The sequence below is a fragment of the Sphingomonas sp. MMS12-HWE2-04 genome, from assembly GCF_044881185.1.
GTDB lineage: Bacteria > Pseudomonadota > Alphaproteobacteria > Sphingomonadales > Sphingomonadaceae > Sphingomonas.
Genome location: NZ_CP173254.1, coordinates 3,672,982 through 3,691,362, shown reverse-complemented (window position 1 = coordinate 3,691,362; position 18,381 = coordinate 3,672,982). Strand labels below are relative to the sequence as shown.

Here is an 18,381-nt window from a genome sequence, read left to right as displayed (position 1 = left end):
GCGATAACACCCCCGCGCCTTCCGCAGCTTGCGCCCGAACTTTAGCGTCCTGGCATCGCCGCGAAGCCGGTGCCGCCGCCGAGCCCGTGATTGGCGACGATCGCGCTGGCGACTTCCTGCATCAGCAGCTGGCGCTCGCGCACCGGGCGGCGGGTGTCGCCGATCATCACCGCGATCGCATAGCCGGTGCCGTCGGGTGCGATCAGGATGCCGACATCGTTGAAGCCCGCGGTGCGGCTGCCGAGATCCTGGCCGGTGCCGGTCTTGTGGCCATAGGTCCAGCCGGCCGGCACCGCGCCATGCACGCGATACCGCCCGGTCTTGGCGCCATCCATCGTCGCGATCAGCCAGGCGGTCGATGCCGGCGAGAGCAGCTCGCCGCGCTTCAGCCGCGCGAGCGCGTTGGCAATCGCTTCGGGCGCGGCGCCATCGGGCGGATCCTTCACATAGGCCTCATAGGCGGCCAACCGCACTGCCGGCGTCAGCCGCGAGCGTGCGATGTTGAAGGCATTGCCCATCGAATATTCGGGCTTCCATTCAAGGCCCGCCGTGCCCGCCTGGAGCAGCTTTTCGCCCGGACCGAAGCGGATCGCGCCAAGCTGCTTGCGGGCGATGAAGCTGCGCACCGCCTCGGGCCCGCCGACCAGCCGGAGCAGCTTGTCGTTGCAGGTGTTGTCGCTCATTTGCATCGCGCGGCGGACGATCTCGCCGACGGTGGCAGTATAGCCCTGGTCGCCCTTGACCAAAGCGGCGACCGGCTGGTGGAACAGCGTGAAATCGGAGCGGGTGATCGTCAGCGGATCGTCGAGCCGGATGCGGCCCTGATCGACCTGGTCGAGCACGGTCATCGTTACCCACAGCTTGCTGACGCTCTGCTGCGGCATGCGGCGGCCGGCCTGGCCGGCGGTCGCGGTCCAGCCGCCGTCGACGCTCGCCACCGCGACGCCGACGACGCCGTCGAACCCGCGGGTGACTGCGTCGAGTGAGGCGAGCAGCGATTGCGGCGCAGGCACGCTCGGCCGCGCCGGCGCGGCATTGGCGGCCGGGAAGGGCATGATCACGCTGTAGGTCGGGGCAGGAAGATAGGCCGCGAGCTGGGCATCCTCGTGCACTGCGCACCCGAGCAGCATCGCGGGCCCAAGCCCGGCGATGGTCAGTGCGCGTTCAACAGACGAGAAACCCAGAAAATTTTTCACGAAAGCGACCCTTAGCCCTCTCCAAAACATGCGTGTGTTACGCGCGGCATCAAAGCCCGTGCGCAAACCCATGCGACGAATACGGTATCGATAGCGACGAAACGTGCAACCCGTGGAAACTCCTAGCGTCTTTACCAACGCTTACGTTTCCGGAACGTTTCACGGTACTAGGATCGTATCGGTCGCAACCTCGCGCGTCTCGGGATAGTCGAGCGTGTAGTGCAGCCCGCGGCTCTCCTTGCGGTGGAGTGCGGAGCGCACGATCAGGTCGGCGCTTTCGAGCAGGTTGCGCAGCTCGATCAGATCCGGAGTCACGCGAAAATGGCCGTAATAATCGGCGACCTCGTCGCGCAGCACCTTGATCCGATGGGCGGCCCGCTCGAGCCGTTTGGTGGTCCGCACGATGCCGACATAATTCCACATGAACCGGCGGATCTCGGTCCAGTTCTGCTTGATGACGACTTCCTCGTCCGAATCGGTCACGCGGCTCTCGTCCCAGGGGCGGATGGGCGGGGGCGGGGCGAAATCAGCCCAGTTGGCCGCGATGTGCTGCGCCGCGGCCTCGCCGAACACGAAGCATTCGAGCAGTGAATTGCTTGCTAGGCGGTTGGCACCGTGCAGGCCCGACTGGCTGACCTCGCCTGCCGCATAGAGATTGGGCAGATCGGTGCGGCCGTGCCGGTCCACCACCACGCCGCCACAGGTATAATGCTGGGCGGGGACGACCGGGATCGGCTCCTTGGTCATGTCGATGTCGAGGTCGAGCAGCCGGGCATAGATGGTCGGGAAGTGATGCTTCACGAATTCCGCGCCCATATGGCTGATGTCGAGATGGACGTAATCGAGGCCGAAGCGCTTGATCTCGGCATCGATCGCGCGCGCCACGATGTCGCGCGGGGCGAGTTCGGCGCGCGCATCGAGTTCGGGCATGAAGCGGTGGCCGGTATTGGGGTTCTTGAGGTGGCCGCCCTCGCCGCGCACGGCCTCGGTGATCAGGAAATTCTTGACGTCGAGGTTGTAGAGGCAGGTCGGGTGGAACTGCATGAATTCCATGTTCGAGATCCGGCAGCCCGCGCGCCAGGCCATTGCGATGCCGTCCCCTGTCGCCCCGCGCGGCGCAGTCGAGAACAGATAGGTGCGCCCCGCGCCACCGCTCGCCAACACGGTCGCCCGCGCAGTGAACAGCTCGACGCGATTGGTCTGCCGGTTGAAGGCATAGACGCCCCAGACATTGCCGGCGCCCGAATAGCGTATCTCGTGGCGGCTGGTGGCGAGATCGATCACCACCATGTCGGGCACCAGGGTGATGTTGGGATTGGCCTGCGCCGCCTTGAGCAGCGCGGTCTGTACCGCGAGGCCGGTGGCGTCGTCGACATGGACGATGCGGCGATGGCTGTGCCCGCCCTCGCGGGTCAGATGCAGCGCATTGCCCTCGGTATTGAACGGCACGCCGAGCTCGGCCAGCCGTGCGATTGCCGCAGGGGCATTCTCGACGACCATCTCTACCGTGGCGCGATCGTTCAGCCCCGCGCCGGCGATCATCGTATCCTCGATATGGCTTTCGAACGTGTCGCCGGGCTCGAGCACCGCGGCGATGCCGCCCTGCGCCCAAGCCGTCGAGCCTTCGGCGAACCCGCCCTTGGCGAGCACGGTGACCTTGAAGCGCTGCGCCAGGTTGAGCGCCGCGGTCAGCCCCGCCGCCCCCGATCCGATGACGAGGATGTCGGCGCTATGGGGATCGTCGGGCATGGCTTCTTCCACTGGTTCATGCTCCGCCTAGGCGCTAAGCGCCCGGGCTGGCAACGGGAGAGAGTGATGCGCCGCCATAGCCTGGCCTTGTTGGGGTTCGCGATCGCGGCCGGCTGGGCACCTGCCGCCAGCGCTGCTGGGCGTTGCCCTCTCGCGACCGCGGGCGCGCAGCGCGTGACGATCGGCGACACCGGCCGCACGATGCTGGTGCACGCTCCCACCGGATTCACCGGCAGGGCGCCGCTGGTATTCCTGCTCCATGGCAGCGGCGGCACCGGCGCGGCGATGCTCGACGAGTCGAAGCTGGCGGAGGCAGCCGATCGCCACGGCTTCCTGGTCGCCGCGCCCGATGGCGGGATCGCGGTGGACAAGGGCTTTGTGTGGAACATCCCCGGCGTCCCCACCGTCACCGGCAAGGTGCCGGGGCCCGGGGATGCCGACGACGTCGCCTATCTCGGCGCCGCGATCGACCAGCTCGTCGGCCAGGGCTGCGCCGATCGCCGCCGCGTCTACGTCACCGGCCTGTCGGGCGGCGGACGCATGGCCTCCTGGCTCGGCTGCGTCGCTGCCGATCGCTTCGCGGCGATCGCGCCGGTGGTCGGGCTGCGAGCCGGCAACCCCTCCGCTGCCGACCCGCAGCGGCCCGATCCGGCCAGCTGCACCCCGACGCGCCCGGTATCGGTCATCGCCTTTGCCGGCGGCAAGGACACCACCAATCCGGTCGAAGGCGGCGGCGCCGGCTATTGGCAATATCCGATGCGCACTGCGGAGGCGCGCTGGGCGGCACTCGACGGCTGCCGGCGCACGCCGGTCGAGCGGGCGCTTTACAGCGGCGTTTTCGAGCGGCGCTATGCGCCGTGTCGCGGCGGCGCCGAAGTGGTCGCGCGGATCACGCCGGGGGCGGGCCATGAATGGGTGGCGGACAACGACCTGATGTGGGGCTTTTTCGCCCGTCATCGTCGCTGAGGACACCTTTCCTCCACCGGCAGAGGCAGGATCGGAGAGTCAGCCGTTCGACGCCCGGGTCAAATTGAGGAACACGTCCTCCAGATCGGCCTCGCGCGTGGAAACGTCGACGATGCCATAGCCGCCCGATTGCACCGCGCCGAGCACTTCGCCGGCGTTCGCCTGGTCCTTGCGATAGGTGATGACCAGCGTGCGCTCGCCCTTCAGCTCGATCTTCTGGAAGCAGCTATTGTCGGGCAGCGCCGCCACGTCGCGGTCGACGGTGACTTCGACCAGCTTCTCCTGCGCCATGCCGACCAGCTCGCGGGTCGGCTTGTTGGCGATCAGCGTGCCATGGTTGATGATCGCGATCCGGTCGCAAAGCTGCTCGGCTTCCTCGAGATAGTGGGTGGTGAGCACCACCGTCACGCCGCGCGCGTTGAGCTCCTTCACATAAGCCCAGAGCTGCTGGCGAAGCTCGACGTCGACGCCCGCCGTCGGCTCGTCGAGCACGATGATCGGCGGCGAATGGACCATCGCCTTGGCCACCATCAGCCGGCGCTTCATGCCGCCCGAGAGCGTGCGCGAATAGGCATTGGCCTTGTCCTCGAGGTGGACGGCACGGAGCAGTCCCAGCGCGTCGAACTTGCCCTTGGCCACGCCGTAGAGCCCGGCCTGGATCTCCAGCGTCTCCTTTGGGGTGAAGAAGGGATCGAAGGTGATCTCCTGGTTGACGATCCCGATCGATGCCTTCGCGTTGCGCGGGTGCGCATCCACGTCGAAGCCCCAGATGTCGACCTTGCCTGCGGTCTTGTTGACCAGCCCGGCCAGGATGTTGATCAGCGTCGACTTGCCGGCGCCATTGGGACCGAGCAGTCCGAAGATCTGCCCGCGCGGCACGTCGAAGCTCACCCCGTCCAGCGCGCGCTTGCCGCCCGCATAGGTCTTGCAAAGATTGTCGATCGCGATGGCTGCCTGGGTCATGCGTGCGCAATAAGACGGTGCGCATGCGATTGCGAGCCCCGTCCGGGCTTGCTATCGGCACTGCATGACCGCGCCCCTGCCCGAGACGATCCGTACCGCCCATGCCCGAGTCGCCTGCGACGGCACCGGCCCCGGGCTTCCCGCCGCGCTGGGCCATCCGCGCGTCTTCCTCCAGATCGACGAGCATGGCTATGTCGATTGCGGCTATTGCGATCGCCGCTTCGTGCTGATCGGCGGTCCGGCCGACGGCGCCGATCAGGGCGAACTTCCGGACCATCCGGCTGGCGCCAGCATTTAAGGCGCCTATATCGGGAGGATGAGCATTCCCTCCGATCCGCGCAGCTACCTCTATCGCGACTCGCTCGATCCCGAGACGGCGGTCAAACTCACCGCCGAGGCGCTGTCGCGCGCCGAGGATGGCGAGCTCTATCTCCAATATCGCAAGACCGAGGCGTTCGGCTTCGACGATGGCCGGCTCAAGACCGCCTCGTTCGATACCCAGTCTGGCTTCGGCCTGCGCGCAGTCTCGGGCGAGACCACCGCGTTTGCGCACGCCAACGAGATCAGCCCGGCGGCGATCCGGCGTGCGTCGGAGACGATGGCGCTGATCGATCCGTCGGCCCGGGCCAAGGCGCCGCCGCCCCAGGGCAACAATCGCCACCTCTATACCGATGCCGATCCGCTCGACCTGGTGCCGTTCGCCGACAAGGTAAACCTCTGCCAGTCGATCGATGCCGCCGCTCGCGCACGCGATCCGCGCGTGGTGCAGGTGTCGGTCGGCCTCACCGGCTCCTGGTCGGTGATCGAAGTCGTGCGGCCCGATGGCTTCGTCGCCACCGACGTCCGCCCCTTGGTGCGGCTCAACGTGTCGATCGTCGTCGAACAGAACGGCCGCCGCGAGACCGGCAGCTTCGGCCTGGGCGGCCGCACGCTCTACGACAATCTCTTCCAGCCCGAGACGTGGAACCGCGCGATCGACGAGGCGCTGGCCCAGGCGCTGGTCAATCTCGACGCAGTCGACGCCCCGGCCGGCGACATGACCGTGCTGTGCGGCCCTGGCTGGCCGGGCGTGTTGCTGCACGAGGCCGTCGGCCACGGCCTCGAGGGCGATTTCAACCGCAAGGGCACCAGTGCGTTCTCGGGCCGCATCGGGGAGCGCGTCGCGGCGCCTGGCGTCACCGTGGTCGATGACGGCTCGATCCTGGACCGCCGCGGCTCACTTTCGATCGACGACGAAGGCACGCCGACGCGCGAGACGGTGCTGATCGAGGACGGCATCCTCAAGGGCTATATGCAGGACCGCCTCAATGCGCGGCTGATGGGCGTCGAGCCGACCGGCAACGGCCGCCGCGAATCGTTCCAGCATGCGCCGATGCCGCGGATGACCAACACCTTCATGAAGGGCGGCAAGGACGATCCCGCCGAGCTGCTGTCGCGCGTCAAGCGCGGCATCTTCGCCAAGTCGTTCGGCGGCGGCCAGGTCGATATCGTCTCGGGCAAGTTCGTCTTCTCGTGCACCGAGGCCTATCTCATCGAGAATGGCAGGATCGGCGCGCCGATCAAGGGCGCCACCTTGATCGGCGACGGCCCGACCGTGCTCAACAAGGTCACCGGCATCGGCAATGATTTCGCGCTCGACGAAGGCGTCGGCATGTGCGGCAAGGGCGGGCAGAGCGTGCCCGCCGGCGTCGGCCAGCCGACCCTGCTGGTCGAAGGCCTCACCGTCGGCGGCACCGCGGCCTAAGCGTTCAGGCGCGCAGGTCCTGCCATTCGGGGTGCTGGGCGAGGTAGCGCGCGACGAAGCTGCATTGCGGATCGACCGAGCGCCCGGCGGCGCGGACCTGGGCCAGCGCGCCTGCGATCAGCCGGCTGCCGATTCCTTGGCCCTGCAGTGCCTGGGGAACCACCGTGTGGGTGAAGACGACGACATCGCCTTCAAGAGCATATTCGGCACGCGCGACATGGCCGTCGACGTCGAGCTCGAACTGGCTGCGTTCTTCGTTGTTGCGAACTTCGGACATGCCTAGTCTGTAGCCGGGCCGAAGGGGGAAAGCGATGCTGATACCGTTGGGGATGGTCGCCGTGTTCGCGCTGGGGCTCGCGGGCTGGTCTGCCTATGCCGGACGCCGCGCCGAGGAGCTGGTGCCGCCCGAAGGCCAGTTCGCCGAAGTGCCCGGCGCGCGGCTCCATTATGTCGATCTCGTGCCGGAGGCGGCCAAGGGGCCGCCGATCGTGATGATCCACGGGCTGATGGGGCAGTTGCGCAACTTCTCGCATTCGCTCGCCGGAAGGCTTGCCGAGGATCACCGCGTGATCCTCGTCGATCGCCCGGGCTGGGGGCATTCGGCGATCGAGGGGCCGCGGCCCGGCATCGCCGCGCAAGCGGCGATGATCGGTGCGCTGATCGAACAGCTCGGTCTGGAGAAGCCGCTCGTCGTCGGCCATTCGATGGGGGGCGCCGTGGCGCTGGCGCTGGGGCTCGACCGCCCCGAGCTGGTCCGCGGGCTCGCGCTGATCGCGCCGCTGACCCAAGTGATTGATACCGTGCCCAAGGTATTTGCCGGGCTGACCGCGCCGGCGGCGCTCGGGCCGCTGCTCGCCTGGACCGTCGTCGTCCCCGCCGGACTCAAGACCGGTGCCGCCACGGCCGCCGCGGTGTTCGCGCCCGATCCCGTGCCCGCCGACTTCGCGACCGCAGGCGGCGGTGCGCTGGCGATCCGGCCCAAGGCCTATCTCGCGGGATCGTTCGAGGTCCGCGCCGCACCTGCCGAAATGGCCAGGCTGGTCGCGCGCTATGGCGAGATCACCTTGCCGGTGGCGATCCTCTATGGCCGCGACGACGCCGTGCTCGATCCGGAAGTGAACGGCGCGCGGACGGCGCAAGCGATCTCCGGCGCGACGCTCACTCTGATCGCGGGCGGCCATATGCTGCCGGTAACCAGACCCGCGGAAACCGAGTCCTGGCTGCGCGGGCTGCTCAGCGGCAGCTAAGCGTAACGGTCTTGGCCGGCTTGTCGAACAGGATCGACGAGCAGCGCGCCAGATCGTCGCTGCCGATCGCCAGCTTCACGCGGCGCGGCTTCTGCTTCTTCTCGCCGGTGACGACGATCTCGTCGGGATCGGGAACCGGTGCATTGGCATCGGGAATTGCGCCGGCGCTGCCGAAATCGCCGGTGCGGACCATCATTTCCGACAAGGCGAGCGGCCCGACTGCGAAGGGCGTGGCGAGCGCGAGATGGCGGACGGGGCGTACCACGCCGAGCTGAATATCCATCTTTTCGGGTTCGCGATCGAATTTGCCGCCATGGCCGCCGGCGATCGCGGCACCGGCGACCGCGGTGGCGAGGCTGCGTGCGCTCTCCAGAGTGAAGTAGACGTCGATCGTCCGCTCGCCCGCAGGGATGCGAACCCCCATGCCGGCCGCCCCGAAATCGGCGAGCGGCAGCGTCGCGCTGCGCTCGCCGGGCTGGGCCGGGTGCAGGTCGAAGCGCACCCGCGATGCAGGCAGCGCGCCCGGACCGACAATGCCATCCGCACCCTGCGTGAACGGTGCGGCGAACCAAGTGACGCGGCGCTTGAACTCGCCATCGCCCAGGTCGAGCCGGATCACCGCCGACTGGCCGTGGACGCGCACCGGGCCAACTACCGCCATCGTACCGATAAAGCCGCTGCGAAAGCCTGCGCGGCTGGCGAAATCGGGGTTGAACACCGGCATGCTCGGCGCGCCCGGGTCTAGCCGTAGCCGCGCCCGCTGCTGGTGCACCTTGGCGTCGACCACGCGATCGCCGGCCGCCACGAACGGCGCGTCGCCGGCCAGCGCCAGCGCCGCGAACGCAAGTATCGAAAATTTCATTCAGTCCCTCCGCGCGGCTATGCTCGCGGGAGATCGTGGCAGAAGGGTGGCGCTTATCCGAGTTCGGCGGGCTGCGTAGTCCAGCCAAGCCGCGGTATCGTGATCGAGCGCTTGCCGGCCAGGTCGACGCGGGTGACGAACAGATCCTTGCTCTCGATATAGGTGAGCAGCCGGCGGACACGGCCAAGCGAGCTGGTGCCATAGGTCGTCGCGATCTCGGCGTCGCTCGGGCAGGGCAGGCCTTCGCGCGCGGCGCGGGCCACGAGCAGAAACGGCCCCAGCATGTCGTCGGGCAGCGCACGCGCGGCGTCGAGCGCCTGCGCCCAGTCCGCGTCGGGATCGCCGTGGATGCCCGCGCGGGCGGCCGACAGCCGGCGGACGAAGCCCGACAGATCGAGCGGCGGCCGCGCGAGCCCGACCATCCGGCAGCGCACCAGGAAATCCTGGTAGAGCACCGAGGGTGAGCGAAACGCCAATTCGGGATCCTCGACGATGTCCTTGAGCACCTCGGCGATGCGCTCGGCGGCTTCCTCGGGGGGACTTCGGGCCCCGCATCGGCGATCGACGGGGCCGAGCGCGCGAGCACTTCGATCAGCCGCTCCGAAGGAACTGCGGGCTGTGGTGCCGACGGTGCGGGCGGCGTCCAGCTCGGCTCGGCGGGCGCGAGCAGCAGATCCTTGATGTCTTCGCTCGGCGCCTCCGGAAGCGGGGTGAGCTTGGGGCTGCCGCTGCGCGCGCTGGTCTCGACTGCGCCGATGCGGATCGCCACCGGACGCCGCGCGACGGCCGGCCCGAGCGCGAGGAAATGGCCGCGCGCGAGATCGCGGATCGCCTCGGCCTGGCGGCGCTCCATGCCGAGCAGATCGGCGGCGCGCTGCATGTCGATGTCGAGAAAGGTGCGCCCCATCAGGAAGTTCGAGGCCTCGGCCGCGACGTTCTTGGCGAGCTTGGCAAGCCGCTGGGTGGCGATCACCCCGGCAAGCCCGCGCTTGCGGCCGCGGCACATCAGGTTCGTCATCGCGCTGAGCGACGCGCGGCGGACGTCCTCGGCCACTTCGCCGCCGCCGGCAGGGGCAAACAGCTGCGCCTCGTCGACCACGACGAGCGCCGGATACCAATGCTCGCGCGGCGCATCGAACAGTCCGTTGAGGAACGCCGCGGCGCACTTCATCTGCCCTTCGGCCTCGAGTCCTTCGAGACTGAGCACCACCGAGGCGCGATGCTCGCGGATGCGGCCGGCGAAGCGCGCGACGTCGCGCTCGCTATGCTCGGACGCTTCGATCGCGATATGGCCGTATTTGTCGCCGAGCGTGACGAAATCGCCCTCGGGATCGATCACCACCTGCTGGACATGGCCGGCGCTGCGTTCAAGCAGGCGGCGCAGCAGGTGCGACTTGCCCGATCCCGAATTGCCCTGGACGAGCAGGCGGGTGGCGAGCAGCTCCTCGAGGTCCATGCCCACGGGTGCCCCGCCCGGGTCCATCCCCATGTCCACGCTCACCGTCATCGGCTCACGCTTTGGCCGATACCTGCGGTGTCAGGCAAGGCCCGCAATCGCGCATCCGCCGGAAGCCTGTGGATGATCCAGTTTCGCCGTGTTCACCGAGTGTTAGGCAGCGCGCCATATCCCGGTGCGATCCGGGAGAGGAAATCGCATGCTTCGTGCTCTGGTTGGCGCTTCGGCCGCGCTTTTCGGCGGCTATTACCTGTTCGGCGGCATGGGCGGCTATTCGCGTGTCGTCGATCGATCTCCGGACGAAGTCGCGTCGGCGCTCGACGATCTCGACATCCGCGAGCAGCCGGGATCGCCCGGCACCGATCCGACGCGGTCGGGCGGCGTCCGCCCGGTCTTCTCGCATGCGCGCACGGCCGATGGCATCACCTGGACGGTGCGGAGCGGCGACGACGTGGCGGTGACGATGACCGCCTATCTGACGCCGATCGACGACGGCAAGCGCACCAAGGTCACCACCAGCATCCAACGCGGCAACGCGCCCGACGATTTCGTCTCGCCGGCATTTCGATCCAAAGGAATCACTGCCGGGCTGTTCGGCATGGCGCTCGATTCCGAACTCGACAAGCTGACGGCGCCGCCTGCGGCCGATCCGGCGAAATGCGTGGCGTTCTTCGAGCGGTTCCGCGAAGACAACCAGTCGATGCCCGATGCACACCGGCAGGATAACATCCGCGATGCGGTGGGGGATGTCGCGGCGACGGCCATGCGGCTTGCGGCGTTCCAGGCCGAGGCGCGGCGGATCGGTTGCCCGACCGACGGCGGCGGCGATTTCGAGCCGGTGCGCAGCGAGATGCGGCCTGCCCAGCCCGATCGCGGGGTCTCGTTCGTGCCGGGCGAGCCGATGATCGACCCCAACCCCAAGCCGGCGATGCGCTAAACCGGCAGCCTGGCGCACATGGCCTCGACAGGAGGCCCGTGCGCGCCGTAACGCACCGCGGTGAACGATCCCCGTGAGACCCTGCACCGCATCTTCGGCTTCGACTCGTTTCGCGGGGTCCAGGGCGATGTCGTCGCGCGGGTGCTCGAGGGCAAGCGCACCCTCGCCGTGATGCCCACCGGCGCAGGCAAGTCACTGACCTACCAGCTGCCCTCGGTGGTGCTCGACGGCACCTGCGTGGTCGTCTCGCCGCTGATCGCGCTGATGCACGACCAGCTCCGCGCCGCCGAGGCGGTGGGCATCCGCGCCGCGACGCTGACCTCGGTCGACGACAATCGCGAGGAGACGATCGCGCGGTTCCGCGCCGGCGAGCTCGACCTGCTCTATATTGCCCCCGAGCGCGCCTCGGGCGAGGGGTTCCGCAACCTGCTGAGCCAGGCCAGGATCGCGCTCTTCGCGATCGACGAGGCGCATTGCGTTTCCGAATGGGGGCACGATTTCCGCCCCGATTATCGCCTGCTGCGCCCGCTGCTCGATCGCTTCCCCGAGGTGCCGCGGCTCGCGCTGACTGCCACCGCCGATGCGCATACCCGCGCCGATATCTGCGAGCAGCTCGGCATCCCGAACGAGGGGATGATCGTCGCCGGGTTCGATCGTCCCAATATCCGCTATCTGATCTCGCCGCGCGAAAACACCACGCGCCAGATCGAGGACTTGCTCGCCGAGCAGCCCGGCCCGGGGATCGTCTATGCCCAGAGCCGCGCCGGCGTCGAGAAGCTCGCCGCCAAGCTTGCCCAGAGCGGGCGGCGGGCGCTGCCCTATCATGCCGGGCTCGATCCCGAGGTGCGGCGGCGCAACCAGGCGGCGTTCGTCGCGTCGGAGGATATGGTGATCGTCGCGACGATCGCGTTCGGCATGGGGATCGATAAGCCCGATGTCCGCTTCGTCGCGCATGCCGGGCTGCCCAAGTCGATCGAGGCCTATTATCAGGAAACCGGCCGCGCCGGGCGCGACGGCGATCCCGCAGTGGCGCATCTGTTCTGGGGTGCCGAGGATTTCGCCCGCGCCCGCCAGCGGATCGGCGAAGTCGAGCCCGCCCGCCAGCCCGGCGAGCGCACGCGGCTCACTGCCTTGGGCGCTCTGGTCGAGACCGCGGGCTGCCGCCGCCGCATCCTGCTGCGCCATTTCGGCGAGACCGATGCGCCCGAACAATGCGGCAATTGCGATAATTGCCTGAGCCCGCCCGACGCCATCGACGCGAGCGTCACCGCGCAGAAATTCCTCTCGGCCGTGTTCCGCACCGGAATGATGTTCGGCACCGGCTATATCGAGAGTATCCTGCTTGGGGTATCGAGCGAGCGCAGCCTGACCAACGGGCATGAGGCGCTCTCGGTGTTCGGGATCGTCCAGGGCGACGAGGCGGCGCTGATCAAGCCGGTCGCCCGCGCGCTGCTGCTGCGCGACGCTCTGCGCGCCAACGATCATGGCGGGCTCGAATTCGGCCCCGAGGCCAAGGCGCTGCTCAAGGGCAACGCCACGCTCTCGCTGGTGCTGCCGCCCAAGCGCGCGCGCCGCGGGCGCAAGGCGCGCGACGGCGGCGACAATCCGGTGGGCAATCCGCTGTTCGAGGCGCTGCGCGCCCGCCGCCGCGAGATCGCGCAGGAAACCGGGCTGCCGCCTTATGTGATCTTCCACGATTCGGTGCTGCGCGACATGGCGCTTGCCCGCCCGTCCAGCCTTGCCGATCTCGGCCGCATCTCGGGCGTTGGCGCGCGCAAGCTCGAAGCCTATGGTGACGACTTCCTCAGGGTCATTCGGGAGGCGGCGTGAAGGCGGCAATCGCATCGGCTGTGCTAGCGGCGATCGCCACGGGCGCGCCCAACCCGGTAACGGCACCCGCTACGATCTCTGTGGACGTGAACAGCTGGGGGCGGCGCGTTGTAGAGTGGTCGATCGATGCGCGAGGCGAGGGTCGTTATTCCGCGGTTGAGCCCAATGCGTTCGCCCGCGACGCGCGCTGGGTCGTCCGGCGTGTCGCGGTTGGGCCAAAAGGCTATCGCCAGCTTCGCGCGCTGTTGGCCAGCGTCGAGCGGCGCGGGGCCGGCGCGCTGCCTTGCACGATTGCAGTTACCGACGGCCCCTATGGCGATGTCCGCTGGTCTGGGCCGGGCGGGGAGCGCCACGCAATCCGCTACCTGGCCGGTTGCCGGGAACCCGCCACCCAGAATGCCGTCGATGCGATCTTTAACGCCGGCGCGCTGATTCGGCGCTGGAGCGCTAAGGGCGAGATCATCGAAGATCGAAAGGTAACACCATGACTGAGTTGCGCCGTATCGACGAGACCATTTCCGTCGCCCCGCAGATCGCGCCCGAAGACGTGGCCGCGCTGTCCGCCGCGGGCTTCAAGGCCGTGATCAACAATCGCCCCGAAGGCGAAGAGCCGGGCCAGCCGAGCGGCGGCTCGGTGTGCGCGGCTGCCGAGGCAGCGGGGCTTGGCTATACGGCGATCCCGGTGACGCATGCCGGCTTCTCGACCGATATGGTCGAGGCGATGGCTGCGGCGATCGAGGCCGCGGGCGGCCCGGTGCTCGCCTATTGCCGATCTGGCACGCGCTCGTGCAATCTCTGGGCATTGGCGCAGGCGAGCCGGGGCGGCGATCCCGATGCGCTCACTGCCAAGGCGGCAGGCGCGGGCTATGACATTAGCGGCCTGCGCCCGGCGCTCGAGAGCCTTTCCGGCCGGGCATGAATTGGACGCAGATCGGCGGAGCGCTGGTCGCCATCCTGGTGCTGGCGCTGGTCTCGCGGATGCTCAAGCTCGGCGAGAGCCGCATCGCCGATGAGAGCGCGGCCAAGCGCATCGCCGAGGAGTCGCTGAGCGGCTTTACCGCCCGCGCGGCGCTGGTCGACGCCAACGGCGCCGCCGCGCTGGTGCTGGGCGATGACGGCATTGCCCTGCTCAAGCGCCACGGCGCCAAGGTCGCGGTGCGCCGGCTCGGCCGCCCGCTGTGGCGCCGACCTTCCGCAGAGGGTGTGACAATCGAGACCGGCGAGCGGATGTTCGGCCCGGTCACGCTGTTCGGGGTGTTTCCCGAGGATATCGACGGGCTCGAAGCGCAGGTCCCCGTGCCCACCCGCCATTGACGCTGCGACGTGCGCGCTAGCCATCGTGCCGGGTCTCTGCGCAGCGCCCGCTCCACGCCTCGCAAAAGCCGAAGGCGGCACCTTCCGGCGGCAAGCGCGTGCTGCACCGCGGCGTGACTCACTACTGACACGAAGGTAAGCAAGCCGGGATGACCGGTTTGCCCAACCCTGTCGATCTCGCCATCCCCGCTTTCGTGCTGCTTGTGCTCGCCGAAATGATCGTCGCGCGACTGAAGGATGGCAGCCGCTACGAGCCGCGCGATACGCTGACCTCGTTGATGCTGGGCCTGGGCAGCACGATCGCCGGGGTGCTTTCGGGTGGGCTGGTCTTCGCGCTGGCCACCTTGCTGTGGCAGTTCCGGCTCTTCGACATCGGCTATGGCTGGTATTGGTTTGTCTTCGCCTTTGTGATCGACGATTTCGCTTATTATCTCTTCCACCGCTCGGCGCACCGTGTCCGCTGGTTCTGGGCGAGCCACGTCATCCACCATTCGAGCCAGCATTATAATCTGTCGACGGCGCTGCGGCAGACCTGGACCGGTTTCTTCAGCCTCGCCTTCCTGTTCCGCCTGCCGCTGTTCTTGATCGGCTTTCCGCCAGCCATGGTGTTCTTCGTCGCCGGGCTCAACCTGGTCTACCAGTTCTGGATCCACACCGAGGCGATCCGGCGGATGCCGCGCTGGTTCGAGGCAGTGATGAACACGCCCTCGCACCACCGCGTCCACCACGCGACCAACCCGCGCTATCTCGATCGCAACTATGCCGGGGTGTTCATCGTCTGGGACAAGTGGCTCGGCACCTTCGAGCCCGAGCGCGACGACGATGCCCCGCGCTACGGCATCGTCAAGGATCTCGGCAGCTTCAACATCGTCTGGGCGGCAACGCACGAATGGGTCGGGATCGCCAAGGATGTCTCGGCCGCGCCCGGCTGGCGCGCGAGGCTCGGCTATATGATCCGGCCGCCGGGGTGGAGCCATGACGGCAGCCGCGACACGTCCGAGACGATAAAAGCGCGCTGGCAGGCGCGGCAGAGCGAGGAGGGGACGTGGGAGAAGCCGACATCGTCGTCATCGGCGGCGGATCCGGAGGCAGCGCCGCCGCGGGCCGCCTGAGCGAAGACGGAAGCACAAAGGTCGCGCTGCTCGAGGCGGGCGGACGCAATACCGGGCTCAAGACGCGCATGCCCGGGATGCTGCCCTTCCAGGGCCCCGACACCAATTGGGCGTTCGAGACCGAGCCGCAGGCCGGGCTGCGCGGGCGGCGCGGATACCAGCCCCGGGGCAAGGGTCTCGGCGGATCGAGCGCGATCAACGCGATGCTTTATATCCGCGGCCACCCGTCCGATTACGACCAGTGGCGCGATCTCGGCTGCACCGGCTGGGGCTGGGAAGACGTCGTCCCCTGGTTCAAGCGCGCCGAGCACAACACGCGCGGCGCCGATGCCTGGCATGGCGACGCCGGCCCGCTATGGGTGAGCGACCAGCATCACGCCAATCCCGGCAGTCACGCCTTTGTCGCGGCGGCGCAGGCCGTGCAGGTGCCGCTTAATCCGGATTTCAACGGCGCGCGCCAGGAGGGGGCGGGGCTCTACCAGGTCACCCAGCGCGGCGGCGAACGCTGGACCGCGTCTCGCGCTTATCTGCCCGATCGCGACAATCTCGCGATCCATTGCGGCGCCACGGTCGAGCGCCTGCTGCTCGAGGGCAACCAGGTGTGCGGCGTCGCCTATCGCCAGGATGGCGAGGCCAGGCAGATTCGGGCGAAGCGCGTGGTGCTTGCCGCGGGCGCCTTCCAGACGCCGCAGCTGCTGATGCTCGCCGGGATCGGCCCGGCGGGGCAGCTGCGTGTGCTTGGCATCGAGGTGCGCATCGATCGCCCTGCCGTCGGCGCCGATCTCCAGGACCATGCCGACTATATCGCCGCCTTCGAGACGCGCGGCGCACCGTTCCTCGGCCGCTCGCCGCTGGGCACGCTCCGCTCGCTCGGCGCAATGCTGCAATGGCTGGCGACGCGGCGCGGCGGCATGACGTCGCCCTTTGCCGAGGCTGGGGCCTTCCTGCGCACCGACCCCGACGATCCGCGCCCCGACATCCAGCTCCATTTCGTCGTCGCCTTGGTCGAGGATCATGGCCGCACCCGGCTCAAGGCGCATGGCTATAGCTGTCATGCCTGCGTACTCCGCCCGGAGAGCCGCGGCAGCGTGACGCTTGCCTCCGCCGACATACGCGATGCGCCACGGATCGATCCCGCCTTCCTCACTGCGCCCGGCGATATCGTGCGGCTGCGGCGCGGGGTGCGCGCGATGTACCGCATCCTCGATGCGCCGCCGCTCGCCGCCTATGCCCCGCGCGAGCTTTATCCAGTCGATCGCGACGACGATGCCGCGCTCGACGCCGCGATCCGCGCGCGCGCGGACACGATCTACCATCCGGTCGGCACCGCGCGGATGGGGTCGGACGGCGATGCGGTGGTCGACCCCCGGCTGCGGGTGCGCGGGATCGAGGGGCTTTACCTGGCCGATGCCTCCGTGATGCCGCGGCTGATCGGCGGCAACACCAATGCGCCGACGATGATGATCGGCGAGCGCTGCGCAGCGTTCGTCGCCGAAGACCGCGCATAAAAGAAGGCCGGTGGTTTGCACCACCGGCCCAGTTGTCCGCAGGAGGAACCTCGGTGGGCCCGCGCGTGCACCGCGCGGGCCGATTTCAGTAGTTGTAGGCGCGCTCGCCATGCTCGTTGATGTCGAGCCCTTCGAGCTCGACTTCGACGGTGGGGCGAAGGCCGATCGTGTGCTTTAGCGCCAGGAACAGGATCGCCGAGACCCCGCCCGAGAGCAGCAGCGTCACGCCGACTGCCTTGGCCTGGGTGAGCAGCTGCGCCCCCATGTCATAGGTGCCCGCGACCGCCGGGATCACGTTGAAGTCCATGAAGCCCTGGCCGCCCAGCGCCGGATTGGCGACGATCGCGGTGCCGATTGCGCCGATGATGCCGCCGACGCAGTGGACGCCGAACACGTCGAGCGTGTCGTCATAGCCGAGCTTGTTCTTCACCGTGGTGACGAAGAAGAAGCACACGCCCGAAGCGACGATGCCGAGCACGATCGAGGTCATCGGCGAGGCGAAGCCCGCGGCCGGGGTGATCGCCACCAGACCGGCGACGACGCCCGACGCGGCACCCAGCAGCGACGGCTTCTTGTGGATGATCTGCTCGATGATCGCCCAGGCGGCACCGGCAGCGGCGGTGGCCGTCATGGTGTTGATGAACGCGAGTGCTGCGAACTTGTTGGCTTCGAGGTTGGAGCCGGCGTTGAAGCCGAACCAGCCCACCCACAGCAAAGCCGCGCCGATCATCGTCATGGTCAGCGAGTGCGGCGGCATCGGGTCGTTCTTGTAGCCGGTGCGCTTGCCGATCACGAGGCAGCCGACCAGGCCGGCGATGCCCGCATTGATGTGGACGACGGTGCCGCCGGCGAAGTCGAGCGCGCCGAGGCCCCAGAGATAGCCGTGATCGTCCGGCAGGCCGGGCTGGAAGTCCGGGCCCGGCCAGTACCAGACCATGTGCGCCATCGGGAAATAGACGAGCGTCAGCCACGCGACGACGAACAGGATCAGCGGGGTGAACTTGATGCGCTCGGCGAACGCACCGACGATCAGCGCTGGAGTGATCATCGCGAAGGTCATCTGGAAGACGACGAACACGGTCTCGGGCAGATAGACGCCGTTCGAGAAGGTCGCCGCGAAGGTGTTCGCGTCGACGCCCTTGAGCAGCACCTTGGAGAAGCCGCCGACGAAGCTGTTAAGCGAGCCGCCATTGGTGAAGGCCATCGAATAGCCCCAGGCGCACCAGACCAGGCCGGCGACGCAGACGATCGTCAGCACCTGCATCAGCACCGAGAGCATGTTCTTGGTGCGGACCAGGCCGCCATAGAAAAGCGCGAGGCCCGGAACCGACATCATCAGCACGAATGCCGCCGAGACAAGCATCCAGGCGACATCGCCCTTGTTGACCATCGCGTCGGTCGGCACGACCGTTGCGGCCGCATCCTGTGCCCAGGCGGGCGCTGCCGCGATCAGGGCAAGCCCCGCGCCCGCGGCCAGTTTCGTTGCAAGCTTCATGT

The 18,381-nt window shown here is 68.3% G+C and carries 17 protein-coding genes and 1 pseudogene; 11 read left to right on the top strand and 7 right to left on the bottom strand.

The window, feature by feature from the left end:
- Positions 1–41: 41 nt before the first annotated feature.
- Both AB2M62_RS17395 and nadB read right to left on the bottom strand, forming a co-directional pair.
- Entirely contained in the window at positions 42–1,130 is a 1,089-nt protein-coding gene (locus AB2M62_RS17395) for a serine hydrolase (protein WP_404340005.1), read from the bottom strand.
- A 225-nt stretch (positions 1,131–1,355) separates the two neighbouring features.
- A complete protein-coding gene (gene nadB, locus AB2M62_RS17390) occupies positions 1,356–2,945 on the bottom strand; it encodes an L-aspartate oxidase (RefSeq protein WP_404335811.1) in 1,590 nt (529 codons plus the stop codon).
- 66 nt (positions 2,946–3,011) lie between these two features.
- Between nadB and AB2M62_RS17385 the strand changes: the two genes are divergently transcribed.
- Positions 3,012–3,911, top strand: a complete 900-nt coding sequence (locus AB2M62_RS17385; RefSeq protein ID WP_404335809.1) for an alpha/beta hydrolase family esterase — start codon at positions 3,012–3,014, stop codon at positions 3,909–3,911.
- Positions 3,912–3,950: 39 nt separating this feature from the next.
- On the opposite strand, the gene AB2M62_RS17380 is transcribed toward AB2M62_RS17385, so the two are convergent.
- Positions 3,951–4,874 carry an ABC transporter ATP-binding protein gene (locus tag AB2M62_RS17380; RefSeq protein WP_404335807.1) on the bottom strand — a complete coding sequence of 308 codons (924 nt, stop codon included), beginning with the start codon at positions 4,872–4,874 and terminating at the stop codon, positions 3,951–3,953.
- A gap of 64 nt (positions 4,875–4,938) precedes the next feature.
- Here AB2M62_RS17380 and AB2M62_RS17375 point away from each other — a divergent pair, with 64 nt between their 5' ends.
- A complete protein-coding gene (locus tag AB2M62_RS17375) occupies positions 4,939–5,172 on the top strand; it encodes a zinc-finger domain-containing protein (RefSeq protein ID WP_404335805.1) in 234 nt (77 codons plus the stop codon).
- 18 nt (positions 5,173–5,190) lie between these two features.
- Positions 5,191–6,618: a metalloprotease TldD gene (gene tldD / locus AB2M62_RS17370; protein WP_404335803.1), complete on the top strand. Its 1,428-nt coding sequence runs from the start codon at positions 5,191–5,193 to the stop codon at positions 6,616–6,618.
- 4 nt (positions 6,619–6,622) lie between these two features.
- On the opposite strand, the gene AB2M62_RS17365 is transcribed toward tldD, so the two are convergent.
- Positions 6,623–6,895: a GNAT family N-acetyltransferase gene (locus AB2M62_RS17365; protein WP_404335801.1), complete on the bottom strand. Its 273-nt coding sequence runs from the start codon at positions 6,893–6,895 to the stop codon at positions 6,623–6,625.
- Positions 6,896–6,929: 34 nt separating this feature from the next.
- Here AB2M62_RS17365 and AB2M62_RS17360 point away from each other — a divergent pair, with 34 nt between their 5' ends.
- Complete coding sequence (locus AB2M62_RS17360; protein WP_404335799.1) at positions 6,930–7,865, top strand: alpha/beta fold hydrolase; 936 nt, start codon at positions 6,930–6,932, stop codon at positions 7,863–7,865.
- Here AB2M62_RS17360 and AB2M62_RS17355 read toward each other — a convergent pair.
- Together AB2M62_RS17355 and AB2M62_RS17350 are read right to left on the bottom strand one after the other, a co-directional pair.
- On the bottom strand, positions 7,852–8,727 hold the full coding sequence (locus AB2M62_RS17355; protein ID WP_404335797.1) for a hypothetical protein: 876 nt from the start codon (positions 8,725–8,727) through the stop codon (positions 7,852–7,854). The genes AB2M62_RS17360 and AB2M62_RS17355 overlap by 14 nt on opposite strands.
- Positions 8,728–8,780: 53 nt before the next feature.
- Positions 8,781–10,234, bottom strand: a pseudogene (locus AB2M62_RS17350) (helicase HerA domain-containing protein).
- A gap of 148 nt (positions 10,235–10,382) precedes the next feature.
- Here AB2M62_RS17350 and AB2M62_RS17345 point away from each other — a divergent pair.
- From AB2M62_RS17345 to AB2M62_RS17315, 7 genes are all read left to right on the top strand, one after another.
- Positions 10,383–11,120 (top strand): hypothetical protein, encoded by a 738-nt coding sequence (locus AB2M62_RS17345; protein ID WP_404335795.1) that lies wholly within the window; start codon positions 10,383–10,385, stop codon positions 11,118–11,120.
- Positions 11,121–11,180: 60 nt separating this feature from the next.
- Positions 11,181–12,950, top strand: a complete 1,770-nt coding sequence (gene recQ / locus AB2M62_RS17340; RefSeq protein ID WP_404335793.1) for a DNA helicase RecQ — start codon at positions 11,181–11,183, stop codon at positions 12,948–12,950.
- Positions 12,947–13,438 carry a hypothetical protein gene (locus tag AB2M62_RS17335; protein WP_404335791.1) on the top strand — a complete coding sequence of 164 codons (492 nt, stop codon included), beginning with the start codon at positions 12,947–12,949 and terminating at the stop codon, positions 13,436–13,438. The genes recQ and AB2M62_RS17335 overlap by 4 nt, the downstream gene beginning before the upstream one ends.
- Positions 13,435–13,869, top strand: coding sequence for a TIGR01244 family sulfur transferase (locus AB2M62_RS17330; protein ID WP_404335789.1), 435 nt, complete (start codon positions 13,435–13,437; stop codon positions 13,867–13,869). The genes AB2M62_RS17335 and AB2M62_RS17330 overlap by 4 nt, the downstream gene beginning before the upstream one ends.
- Positions 13,866–14,264, top strand: a complete 399-nt coding sequence (locus AB2M62_RS17325; protein WP_404335787.1) for a hypothetical protein — start codon at positions 13,866–13,868, stop codon at positions 14,262–14,264. Before AB2M62_RS17330 ends, AB2M62_RS17325 begins: the two co-directional genes overlap by 4 nt.
- Positions 14,265–14,413: 149 nt before the next feature.
- The gene (locus AB2M62_RS17320) at positions 14,414–15,376 is read left to right on the top strand and encodes a sterol desaturase family protein (RefSeq protein ID WP_404335785.1); all 963 of its coding nucleotides are present in this window, start codon (positions 14,414–14,416) and stop codon (positions 15,374–15,376) included.
- Positions 15,310–16,884 (top strand): GMC family oxidoreductase, encoded by a 1,575-nt coding sequence (locus AB2M62_RS17315; protein ID WP_404335783.1) that lies wholly within the window; start codon positions 15,310–15,312, stop codon positions 16,882–16,884. Before AB2M62_RS17320 ends, AB2M62_RS17315 begins: the two co-directional genes overlap by 67 nt.
- An 85-nt stretch (positions 16,885–16,969) precedes the next feature.
- On the opposite strand, the gene AB2M62_RS17310 is transcribed toward AB2M62_RS17315, so the two are convergent.
- The gene (locus AB2M62_RS17310; RefSeq protein WP_404335781.1) at positions 16,970–18,379 is read right to left on the bottom strand and encodes an ammonium transporter; all 1,410 of its coding nucleotides are present in this window, start codon (positions 18,377–18,379) and stop codon (positions 16,970–16,972) included.
- Positions 18,380–18,381 lie beyond the last annotated feature (2 nt).